The organism is Microtetraspora sp. AC03309 (assembly GCF_020826795.1).
In the GTDB taxonomy this organism is placed as follows: domain Bacteria; phylum Actinomycetota; class Actinomycetes; order Streptosporangiales; family Streptosporangiaceae; genus Microtetraspora; species Microtetraspora glauca.
Genome location: NZ_JADDIL010000031.1, coordinates 87,611 through 98,702 on the forward strand (window position 1 = coordinate 87,611; position 11,092 = coordinate 98,702).

The following is an 11,092-nucleotide window of genomic DNA, read 5'->3' on the forward strand; positions in this document are numbered from 1 at the left end:
ATGGCCTGCGGCAGGCACCGAATCGGCCCCGATTAGCCCAGGTACCAATGGGATACGAGAGAGGCAAGTGACACGGAGGCCGGGGGGAGAAACACATGCGGTCCGCGTCGTCAGAAGTGAGCCGGTCGGCCGTGGCGGTCTACGCGAGCCTCGGCGCCCAGGTCGCCTCGATGGCCGCCCTCGTCGTCTTCGAGCACGTACGCGGGCGGCGGCTGACCCGGGAGATCGCCGCGTTCGGTGGCGATCCGCATGATCCGGCCGCCCACGAGGTGGTCGGGGCGGTGACCGTGTTCGCGCTTCTCATGCTGCTGCTCGCCGCGGCCACGATCACCGCCGCGGTGGCGTACCTGAGCTGGCTGCACCGGGTGCGGCGGAGCGGCTCCGGGCTCTACGCGGTCGGCGCCTGGCTGCTGCCGGGGGTCAACCTCGTGGCGCCGCCGATCATCGCCGACCGCGCCTGGCGGGAGGCGGCGCACGGCCGGGAGAACCGGTCTCGCTGGCTGCCGCTCCTCATCGGCTGGTGGGTGAGCTGGCTGGCGCTGATCTGGCTGGTCCTGATCAGGCTCCCGCGGACCCACAGCCAGGCCGACCTGACGGGAGCGGGGCTGCTCGAACTGGTGACCGCGGCGGTCGCCGCCGCGCTGTGCGCCGTCACCGTCCACCGGATCACCCGGCTCAGGACCGTCAGGACGCCGGCCGCGCAGGCCGACGCCGGACGTCATCGCCTGCGCGTACGGGTGGGGCCCGAGCTGCCGGAACTCGCATGCCAGAGCCGGCGCTGGGGCTCGGTGGGATGGGCCAGGAACGCCGCGGCGTCGCGCGCCCCCGGAGTCGGGCCGATGTCGGAGTAGGGCGAGAGCCGGTAGCCGTTGTCGTACTCGATGCGGCGCCCGCCCACGCCGCCGCCGGACTCCGGCCTCTCGTCCAGGCGGGCGCGTACGGCGGCGATGCCGCCATGGGGCTCCGGGGCACGCCACAGCTCGTCGAGGTCGACGAGGTTCCAGCAGTGCAGGGCGCGCAGCGAGACGGCCCGCGCGCCGGTACGCCGGACCACCCCCCTCGCGACCAGCAGCCAGGACCCGAACACGGTCGCCGCCGTGTGCGCCTGCACCGACTCGAAGAACGTCAGGTCGATCGGACCGGTGGAGTCGTCGAGGGTGAGGAAGATGACCCGCTGGCCCGAGCGCACGGCGGGCGTCTGGGTGGCCACCTTGACCCCGGCGACCAGGATCTCCGCGCCGTTCCGCTGCCTCAGCAGGTCTCTCGACCGGACCACGCCGATCGCGTCGAGCAGTTCCTCGTGGAAGCCGATCACATGCCGGCTGACGTCCATGCCGAGGACGGCGAGCTCCGCCTCGACCACCTCCGCCTCGGTCATCTCCGGCAGCTCGCCGGGGATGACCTGCTCGGTGAACCCCATCGGAAGCTGCACGGCCGTCGCGTCCCGCCTGGCCGCCACTCCGGCCGACGAGGACCGGTCGAGCGCTCCGACCTGGGCGATCAGGTCCCTCCTGGTCAAGCTGCCCGGCCGCCACCGGGGGCCGCCGGGGCGCAGGCCGTACATGGCGTCGAGGCCGCCGACCTCCACGATCCGCTCGGCGACGGGCCGTGACGGGCGGGCCCGCTCCCAGAAGTCGGCCATCGAGGTGTACGGCTGGCCGGCGACCATCCGGGCGACCTCGGCCTCGCTGACCCCGCGCACCGCGGAGAACGGCACGCGCAGGCCGTATCCCCTGCCGATCTCCGGGTCCCGTTCGCCGTCGGGTTCCGTGGCGGGTCCGCCGCCGGGTTCCAGGTCACCGGGCCGGACGCGGAGGGCCAGCGGCTCCCCGGTCTTCTCGATCCGCCAGTCCCTGCCGGAGTGGTTGACGTCCAGGGCCAGGATGTCGACGCCGCACCGGCGGGCCTCGTCGAGGATCACGCGGCTGGGATACATGCCGGGCTCGTGGGTGAGCACGCCCGCGAAGAAGGCGGCCGCGTGGTGCCGCTTGAGCCACGCCGACTGGTAGGTGGGCAGCGCGAACGCCGCGGCGTGCGCCTTGCAGAACCCGAACGCGCCGAACGCGTCGAGGATCTTCCACGCCTTCTCCACCGTGGCGGGATCGAAGCCCCGCTCCCCGGCCAGCGGCACGAACCAGTCGCGGACCGCCTCCCTGCCCTGCGGGGTGTCGAGGGCACGGCGGGCCTTCTCGGCCTCGGAGAGCCCGCATCCGGTCATGACGTCGATGACCTTCAGGACCTGCTCGTGGAAGACGACCACGCCGTGGGTCTCCCGCAGCGGCTCGCGCAGCTCCTCGTGGGCGTACGACGGCCGCCGGAAGCCGTGCCTGGCCTCGAGGTACGGCGTGACCATGTCGGAGTTGACCGGGCCCGGCCGGAACAGCGAGATGTCCACGATCAGGTCGTGCATCGTGCGGGGCTCCAGCTTGGCGACCAGCTCCCGCTGGCCGGGCGACTCGATCTGGAAGCAGCCGATCGTGCGGCCGGAGCAGATCATGTCGTAGGTGTCGGTGTCGTCGCGAGGAACCCCGTCCAGCTCGATCCGCAGGTCGTCGACCCGCTCGATCTCATCGAGCGCGTGGGCCATCGCGGACTGCATGCGCACGCCGAGCACGTCCAGCTTGAGCAGGCCCGCCTCCTCGACGTCGTCCTTGTCGAACTGCGACATCGGGAAGTCGAGCAGGCTGCGCTCCACCGGGGTGCGGTCGCGCAGCGTGGCGTTGCCGACCAGCACGCCGCAGGGGTGCAGCGCGATGTGCCGGGGCAGCCCGTCGAGCTTCTCGGCCAGCCGGAACACCGTCTCCAGCGACCGGTCGTTCAGCCCGCTGTCGCGCAGCTCGGGCAGGTCGGTCAGGGCGGCCCTGATCTGCTTGGCGCGGATGTGCGGGAACGCCTTGGCGACGGCGTCGACCTCGTGCGGGGGCAGCCCCATGGCCGCGCCGACCTCCCTGATCGCGCTGCGGGCGCGGTAGGTCTCCATCATGGAGACGCAGGCCACCCGCGCCTCGCCGTACCGGCCGAGGATCGCGCGGTAGCAGTCGAGCCGGCGCGCGGACTCGACGTCCACGTCGATGTCCGGCAGTCCGTGGCGGCCCTCGGACAGGAAGCGCTCCATCAGCAGGCCGTGTTCGAGCGGGTTCACCTCTCCGATGCCGGTGAGGTAGGTGACCAGGCTGCCCGCGCCGGAGCCGCGGATCGCGCAGCGCACACCCATGTCGCGGATCATGTCGGTGATGCCGGCCACCGCGACGAAGTAGCCGGACAGCCGCTTCCTCTCGATGATGTCCAGCTCGGCGGCGAGCCGGTCCCTGGCCTCTTTCGAACGTTCCATTCCCCGGCGGCGCAGGCCGTCGTCGCAGCGGTTCCGCAGCATCGGGACCGGATCGCCGCCGATCTCCGGCAGGTGCAGCGCGCCCGGCGGGTCGGACAGGAGCGGGACGATCTCGACCGGATCGAGCGCGCACCTCTCCGCGACGTGACGCGTCTCCGCCAGGAGGCGGACCATCCGGTTCCGGTCGCCGCCGCAGACCCGGGCCGCCACCGGGCCCATCTCCTCGCCGCTCTTGAGGTACGCCTGCGTGGAGGGCTCCAGGTGCCGGACGTGCAGCGGGGCGAGCCTGCGCGCGGCGTCCAGCACGTTGCCCACCTGGTGGCCTGCGGTGTCGAGGTGGCGCACCGCGTTGGTCAGCACGGCGGGGACGCCCGCCGAGTCGGCCAGGCCGATCATCCGGGCGGCGATGTTCGCGTCGCGGTAGCCGTAGTGGTCGGTCACCTCGACCACGACGTCGGGCACCGCCGCGCGCCAGGCGGCCAGCAGCGTCCTGGCCTCGTCGTCGCGCTGTCCGGCCGCCGCGTGCCCGACATCGGACCTGGGCCCGAGCAGCACCGTCAGCCGGGCGTCGCCCGGGGGGCCGCACGCGTGCTCGGCCACCATCTCGCGCGTCACATACGGCTCGCCGCGCTCTCCCACGTGGTGGGCGGCGGTGACGAGGCGGCACAGGTGGCCCCAGCCGTCCGCGCGGGCCAGGACGACGATCCGCCACTCGTCCTTGCCCGGGGAACCGTCCCCCTGGGAGCCGCCGCCGTGGGAGCCCTTGCCCCGGGAGTGCTCCTTGGGGCCGAGGACCAGGTCTACCCCGGCGATGGGGGCGAGGCCCTCGGCATGACACGCCCGGATGTGCTTGATCGCGCCGTAGAGGCCGTCGCGGTCGGTCAGCGCGAGCGCGTCCATGCCGTGGGCGGCCGCGCGGGCGACCAGGGCGGGCGGGAACGCCGTGCCGTACCGGAGGGAGTAGGCGGAGGCCACGTGGAGGTGGACGAAGGAGCCCATCAGTCCCACGCCCTCAGCAGCAGCCAGCCGCCGCTCGCGGTGTCGAAGCGCAGCTCGTAGGTGCCGACGCCGGTGGTCGCGCCGGCCTCGACCCGCCAGAACCGCCGCTCGCCCGGGTCGGTGTCGGAGGTCTTCCACCACTCGCGGGCCACCACCCAGTGATCCTGCACCTGGCGGATCGCGTAGAGCCGGTCACGCCAGACGAACTGGGCGGGCCGGTCGTCCCGGATCCACACCTCGATCGGATCACCATAAAGTCTGCTCAAGACGGATCTTCCCCCCATGGTCGGCGCCCGGGGGAAGGCGGGCGCAACGTGCTACTTCGAACATATGTTCTCAGAAGATCGACCGCAACTCGGGCCGGAACCGCGCCGAGATCCGTTCACAAAGCGCCACCGTCCCGGGCCCTTCCGTTCACCAAAGCGCAATCTGCCCAGGGCTAACTGGGTCTGGTTTGTTGCATTGAGTTCGCCTACGTTCGATCCACGTACGACAGTGGGAGACAAAAGCGTGTCTGCGCGCATCGCCGGCCTCGTGGCCGCCCTGACCATCGCCATCCCATTGAGCGCGGCCTGCGGCGCCGCACCCACCGAGAGCGCGGCCGGCTCCGGAGGGACCGACGCGAAGGCCGCCACCTCTGCCGCCGACTTCGGCGGGCTGGACAAGCTGGCCGAAGCCGCCAAGAAGGAAGGCAAGCTCAACGTCATCGCGCTCCCCCGCGACTGGGCGAACTACGGGGAGCTGCTCGACGCCTTCTCGAAGAAGTACGGCATCACGATCACCAGCGACAACCCCGACGGCTCCAGTTCCGACGAGATCAACGCGGTGAAGACGCTCAAGGGCCAGGACCGCGCCCCCGACGTGCTGGACCTCGGCCAGTCCTTCGCCCTCAGCGGTTCGCAGGAGGGCCTGTTCGCGCCGTACAAGGTCGCGGCGTGGGACAAGATCCCCGACGGGCAGAAGGACCCGAACGGCACCTGGTACAACGACTACGGCGGCTACGTGTCGATCGGCTGCGACGCCAAGAAGGTGGCGAACTGCCCGCAGACGTACGCCGACCTGCTCAAGCCGGAGTACAAGGGCAAGGTCGCCCTGAACGGCGACCCGACCAAGGCGGGCGCGGCCTTCGCCGGCGTCTACGCCGCGTCCCTGGCCAACGGCGGGTCGTTCGACGACATCCAGCCCGGGCTGGAGTTCTTCAAGAAGCTCAAGGCCGCCGGCAACTTCAACCCCGTCGAGTCCACCCCCGCGACCGTCCAGAACGGCGAGACGCCGATCAGCATCGACTGGGACTACCTCAACGCCGGGTACGCCGACCAGTTCGCGGCCAAGGGCGTGGAGTGGAAGGTCGCCGTCCCGAGCGACGGCAAGTACGCCCAGTTCTACGCCCAGGCGATCAACAAGGACGCGCCGCACCCCGCGACCGCCCGCCTGTGGCAGGAGTTCCTCTACAGCACCGAGGGCCAGAACCTCTGGCTCAAGGGCTACGCCCGCGCGGTCCTGCTGCCCGCGATGCAGGCCGACGGCACCGCCGACGCCGCCGTGGTGGCCAAGCTCCCCGCGGTCGAGGGCACACCCACCTTCCCGACCGAGGCTCAGATCAACAAGGCCAAGGAGACCCTCGCCACCGGCTGGGGCGCCGCGGTCTCCGGATGAGCCTTCCCGCGGGTACGGCTTCCGCCCCGGCGCCGGGCCGGAGCCGCAGGAGATCGAGAGGATGGATCGCGACGGTGCCGCTGCTGGCGTTCGTCGCGATCGTCTTCGGCGCCCCACTGGTCGTACTGCTCGGCGGCACGTTCGTCCGCCAGGGGCGGATCACCGGGGAGAACCTGGCCGAATCGCTGCAGGGCGCCTACCTCACCGCGCTGATCGGCAGCGTGAAGCTGTCGGCGACGGTCGCGGTGCTCGGCACGATCCTCGGCACCTTCCTCGCCCAGGCCGTCGTCACCTCGCGGCTGCGCGAGGCCGTCCTCACGGCGTCGGGCGTGCTGGCGAACTTCGGCGGCGTGCCGCTGGCGTTCGCCTGGATCGCCACGCTGGGCAACTCCGGCGTCGTCACCCGCCTCCTCGGACTCGGCGAGCACGGGTGGAGCCTCTACAACTTCTGGGGGCTCACCCTGGTCTACCTGTACTTCTCCGTACCGCTGATGGTCCTCGTCATCACCCCGGCACTGGACGGGCTGCGGCCGCAGTGGCGCGAGGCCGCGCTGAACAACGGCGCGTCCGCCTGGCAGTTCTGGCGGTACGTGGGCGTCCCCGTGCTCACGCCGTCGCTGCTCGGCGGGGTGGTGCTGCTGTTCGGCAGCGCCTTCGCCGCCTACGCCACCGCCGCCGCGATGGTCGGGACCACGGTGCCGCTGGTCACCCTCCAGATCGCCAACGCGCTGACCGGCAACGTGCTGATCGGCCACGAGAACGTGGCGCTCGCGCTGAGCCTCGACATGATCGTGGTGGCCGGGCTGGTCATGGCGGTCTACCTGCCGCTGCAACGCAGGAGCGCTCGATGGCTGCGCTGACACCCGCCCCGATCGCCGGGGAACCGCCCGCCTCCGCCGGGCGCGGGCGCAGGGGACGCCCGCGGGCCTGGCGCGTGGCCGTGCTGACGCTGGCGGCGCTGTACTTCCTGGTGCCGATGGCCGCCTCGTTCTGGTTCACGGTGGACGATCCCCAGGGGTTCAGCGTCGACGCCTACGGCCAGATCTTCTCCGCTCCCGGGTTCGGCTCCAGCCTGCTGCTGTCCCTGGGGCTGGCGGTGGCGACCATCGTGCTCGTCCTGCTGCTCACCCTGCCCGCCATGCTGGCCGTACGGCTGGGCGCGCCGCGGCTGGGACCGGTCCTGGAGGTGGTCTGCACGCTGCCTCTGGTGGTCCCGCCGATCACGTTCGTCGCGGGGATCGGCACCGTGCTGCGGTTCGGGCCGGAATACCTGGCCAGGACGCCCTTCTACCAGACGATCATCGCCATGCAGAACCCCTCCTTCCCGGTGGTGCTCGTGCTCGCGTACGTGGTGCTGACGCTGCCGTTCGTCCACCGGTCCCTGGACGCCGGGCTGCGCGCGATGGACGCGCCCACGCTGGTGGAGGCCGCGCGGAACTGCGGCGCCTCGTGGCCGCACGTCGTGTTCCGGGTGATCGTCCCGAACCTGCGCTCCGCCCTGGCCAGCGCGTCGTTCCTCACGCTGGCGCTGGTGCTCGGGGAGTTCACCGTCGCGCGCCTGCTCAGCTTCCAGCCGTTCCCGGTGTGGATCGTCTACATCTCCGGCTCGCAGGCCCAGGTGTCCGTGGCCGTCTCGCTGTTCAGCCTGCTGCTCACCTGGCTGGTCCTGCTCGCCGTCTCCGTCGCAGGAAGGAAACGTTCATGACCGCGCCCACCACCGGGACCGCCGGCGAAGCCGTCGCGGAGGCCGCCACCGGAGCCAGGGTGGAGTTCCGCGGGCTGTACCGGCGCTTCGGCGGCACCGTCGCCCTCGACGGGCTGGACCTGTCCGTCGAGCCCGGCGAACTGCTCGCCCTGCTCGGCCCGTCGGGATGCGGCAAGACCACCGCGCTCCGCTGCGTGGCCGGTTTCGAGCGGCCCGACGAGGGCGCGGTCCTCGTGGACGGCCGGGACATCACCGGCGTCCCCGCCAACCGGCGCGACGCCGGCATGGTCTTCCAGTCCTACAGCCTCTTCCCGAACCTCAACGCCCGGGACAACGTCGCCTTCGGCCTCCGGGTGCGCAAGGTGCCGGCGGCCCGGCGGCACGCGCGGGCGCGGGAGCTGCTGGAGCTGGTCGGCCTCCCCGCGGTGGGCGAGCGATACCCGCACCAGCTCTCCGGCGGGCAGCAGCAGCGCGTCGCGCTGGCCCGGGCGCTCGCGCTCGAACCCCGGGTACTGCTGCTCGACGAGCCGCTGTCCGCCCTGGACGCCAAGGTCCGCGTCGCGCTCCGCGAGGAGATCCGGCGGCTCCAGCTCTCCCTCGGCATCACAACGATCTTCGTGACGCACGACCAGGAGGAGGCGCTGTCGATCGCCGACCGGGTGGCCGTGCTCCGCGCGGGCCGGCTGGAGCAGGTCGCCGCCCCCGCCACGCTGTACGACCGGCCTGCCACGCCGTTCGTCGCGGAGTTCGTCGGGACGATGAACCACATCCCCGGCACCGCCTCGGGCGACCGGGTCACGGTGCTCGGCCAGACGCTGCCCGTGGACGGCCCCGCCGTACAGGGAGGTGTCGACGTGCTGGTCAGGCCGGAGGCCGTGATCCCCGCTCCGGACTCCGAGGGCACGGCCACGGTCGTCGCCTCCTCCTTCCGGGGCTCGACCGCCCGCCTGCGCGTGCGGCTCGCCGACGGCTCCGAACTGCTGGCCGACGTCCCCGGCCACGACTCGGTACGGCTCGCGCCCGGCGTACAGGTGACCGTCACCCTCGTCGACCGCCCCGTCCTGGTATCCATCGCGGGCGCCGCGAACGCGATATGAACGTTAGTGCGTGGAAACGTTCTGCGAGAGGGAGGACGCGTGACAGTGGCACGAGTACTGGTGGTCGGTCTCGATCCCGCCAAGATCCAGGGCTGGGACCCGGAGCCGGTCCAGGCGGCGTTGGCACGGGGTCGGGCCCGCTTCGACGATCATGGCATCCAGGCCGACTGGTGCCTGGTGGCACTCGACGAGAACCCCGAAGCGGCGATCGTGGAGGCGCTGACCCGCGAAGACCACGTCTGCGTGGTGATCGGGGGCGGCATCCGCACGCACGAGCCGTTGCTCGAACTCTTCGAGAGAGTGGTCAACCTGGTCCGGCAGCACGCGCCCGACGCGGCCATCGCCTTCAACAGCAGCCCCGAGGACTGTGCCGACGCGGCTCTGCGGTGGCTGCGCTGAGAGGAGCAGGCGCTCCTGTCGGTGCAGTGGTTCGAATCTGCCGGGGACCGTGCCGTTCGGGGATGTCACGCCAGGGTGCGCCGGTCCGCGGCCGCCGACGCGGCCCGGAGATCGCCGATTCCCGGGCCGCGGGCGTTCAGCCGGTCACCTGGTCAGGACCATCAGCGTGAAGAAGCCGGTGTACGTGCAGTAGTACGACAGGTACGTCCCCTTCTTCCGCAGTTCCTCGCCCTTCGCCTTGCACTTCGCCTCGGACGAGTAGTTGCCGTACTCGATCCATGTGGACGCGGCGATGGCCGGGGTGCTCGACGTGCCGAAGCCGGTGACCGCGGCCTCGGCGGGTGCCGCCAGCGCGGACCCGGCCGTTGCCAGGGTAATCGCCGCGAACGACGTCGCGGCCAATCTGGTGAGCTTGTTCGACATGAGCGGTCCTTTCGGGGGTAGGAATCGGCCGTTCCCGGCGGGACGAGGGACCGCCCGCACGGGAATCATGATCATAATCACAGCGGCGACCGTAGGTACAGACCACTTGAACCTGCTCCGACGTCGACGCTCGCGGTGGACCGGAAGATCGCCGAATCGGCTCCGGACTTCGGGACGGCCGGCCATCCCGGGAACAAGGGGTGACCGTGCGGGGGTTGGGCACGAGCAAGGAAGTCTCGCAACGGGAGTTTTCATGCGTGCCATAGTCGTCTCCACCCCCGGTGATTCCTCCGCTCTGGAGTACGCCGAGCGGCCGGACCCGGTGCCCGGTCCGGGTGAGGTGCTGGTCCAGGTCGCGGCGAGCGGCGTCAACTTCATCGACGTCTACCACCGGCAGGGGCGCTATCCGCTTCCCCTCCCCTTCGTCCCCGGCTCCGAGGGCGCGGGCACCGTCATCGCGACCGGGGACGGCGTGACGGACCTGGTCGTGGGAGACGCCGTCGGCTGGGCGAGCGTGCTCGGCAGCTACGCCACACGTGCGGTCATCCCGGCGAGCATGGCCGTGCCGCTCCCGCGCGGCCTGTCGCCCGAGCTCGCGGCCGCCGTACTGCTCCAGGGGCTCACCGCCCACTACCTGACCCACTCGACGTACGCCATCCGACCGGGGGACGACGTGCTGGTCCACGCGGCGGCGGGCGGCGTGGGGCTGCTCCTCGTCCAGATCGCCAAGCTGCTCGGCGCCCGCGTGATCGGCACGGTCTCCACAGAGGCGAAGGAGAAGCTCGCCAGGAAGGCGGGCGCCGACGAGGTGCTCCGCTACGCGAACTTCAGCGAGGCGGTCCGCGAGATCACCGGAGCGGGGGTCCACGTGGTCTACGACGGCGTCGGAGCCGCCACGTTCGACGGCTCGCTGGCGGCGCTGCGCCCCCGCGGCATGATGGCGTTGTACGGCGCGGCCAGCGGCCCCGTCCCGCCCTTCGACCCGCAGCGGCTGAACCAGGGCGGCTCGCTGTTCCTGACCCGGCCCTCGCTCGCCCACTACATCGCGACACGCGAGGAGCTGCTCGGCCGGGCCGGCGAGCTGCTCGGCTGGGTCGCCTCCGGCGCGCTCAAGGTGCACATCTCCGAGCGCTACCCGCTGGCCGAGGCCCGCCGGGCGCACGACGACCTGGAGGCCCGCCGTACGACCGGCAAGCTCCTGCTCGTTCCGTAGCTCTGATCTCCCCGGCGGCGGGCCGGTCAGCCCGTCGCCGCGTGGAAGATCAGGATGCCGAGGGAGACGCCCCCCGCGATCGCGACCACGTGCAAAACGATCGACAGGACGCGCACCGCGGTGGGGTTCAAGAGGTGGTTCCGTTCAGCAGGTGCTTCTTCGCTTGGGCGTACTCGGCGTCGTCGAGCCGACCGGCCTGGTGGAGGGCGGCCAGCCGCTCCAGCTCGCCGACCAGATCGTTCGCGGCGGGCGGAGCGGCTGGCCGCCCT

At 71.7% G+C, this 11,092-nt stretch carries 9 protein-coding genes and 1 pseudogene; 7 read left to right on the forward strand and 3 right to left on the reverse strand.

What is annotated here, in order from left to right; genetic code table 11:
• Window positions 1–170: 170 nt before the first annotated feature.
• A pseudogene (locus tag IMZ11_RS19950) lies at window positions 171–662 on the forward strand (DUF4328 domain-containing protein); the annotation flags it as partial.
• A 56-nt stretch (window positions 663–718) separates the two neighbouring features.
• On the opposite strand, the gene IMZ11_RS19955 reads toward IMZ11_RS19950, so the two are convergent.
• Entirely contained in the window at window positions 719–4,330 is a 3,612-nt protein-coding gene (locus IMZ11_RS19955; protein ID WP_228643625.1) for a DNA polymerase III subunit alpha, read from the reverse strand.
• The gene (locus IMZ11_RS19960; RefSeq protein ID WP_061260560.1) at window positions 4,330–4,596 is read right to left on the reverse strand and encodes a DUF6504 family protein; all 267 of its coding nucleotides are present in this window, start codon (window positions 4,594–4,596) and stop codon (window positions 4,330–4,332) included. Before IMZ11_RS19960 ends, IMZ11_RS19955 begins: the two co-directional genes overlap by 1 nt.
• A gap of 244 nt (window positions 4,597–4,840) precedes the next feature.
• Between IMZ11_RS19960 and IMZ11_RS19965 the strand changes: the two genes are divergently transcribed.
• The 5 genes from IMZ11_RS19965 (at window position 4,841) to IMZ11_RS19985 (ending at window position 9,187) form a co-directional block, all read left to right on the forward strand.
• Entirely contained in the window at window positions 4,841–5,986 is a 1,146-nt protein-coding gene (locus IMZ11_RS19965) for an ABC transporter substrate-binding protein (RefSeq protein WP_228643627.1), read from the forward strand.
• A 74-nt stretch (window positions 5,987–6,060) separates the two neighbouring features.
• Window positions 6,061–6,846 carry an ABC transporter permease subunit gene (locus IMZ11_RS19970; RefSeq protein WP_228643628.1) on the forward strand — a complete coding sequence of 262 codons (786 nt, stop codon included), beginning with the start codon at window positions 6,061–6,063 and terminating at the stop codon, window positions 6,844–6,846.
• Window positions 6,834–7,691, forward strand: coding sequence for an ABC transporter permease (locus IMZ11_RS19975; RefSeq protein ID WP_228643631.1), 858 nt, complete (start codon window positions 6,834–6,836; stop codon window positions 7,689–7,691). The genes IMZ11_RS19970 and IMZ11_RS19975 overlap by 13 nt, the downstream gene beginning before the upstream one ends.
• On the forward strand, window positions 7,688–8,788 hold the full coding sequence (locus tag IMZ11_RS19980) for an ABC transporter ATP-binding protein (protein ID WP_228643633.1): 1,101 nt from the start codon (window positions 7,688–7,690) through the stop codon (window positions 8,786–8,788). Before IMZ11_RS19975 ends, IMZ11_RS19980 begins: the two co-directional genes overlap by 4 nt.
• Window positions 8,789–8,827: 39 nt before the next feature.
• Window positions 8,828–9,187, forward strand: coding sequence for a hypothetical protein (locus tag IMZ11_RS19985; protein ID WP_228643635.1), 360 nt, complete (start codon window positions 8,828–8,830; stop codon window positions 9,185–9,187).
• A gap of 144 nt (window positions 9,188–9,331) precedes the next feature.
• Here the strand turns inward: IMZ11_RS19985 and IMZ11_RS19990 are convergent, their stop codons facing one another.
• Window positions 9,332–9,610, reverse strand: coding sequence for a hypothetical protein (locus IMZ11_RS19990; RefSeq protein WP_228643637.1), 279 nt, complete (start codon window positions 9,608–9,610; stop codon window positions 9,332–9,334).
• 253 nt (window positions 9,611–9,863) lie between these two features.
• On the opposite strand from IMZ11_RS19990, the gene IMZ11_RS19995 reads away from it, so the two are divergent.
• Complete coding sequence (locus IMZ11_RS19995) at window positions 9,864–10,823, forward strand: quinone oxidoreductase (RefSeq protein ID WP_228643639.1); 960 nt, start codon at window positions 9,864–9,866, stop codon at window positions 10,821–10,823.
• Window positions 10,824–11,092 lie beyond the last annotated feature (269 nt).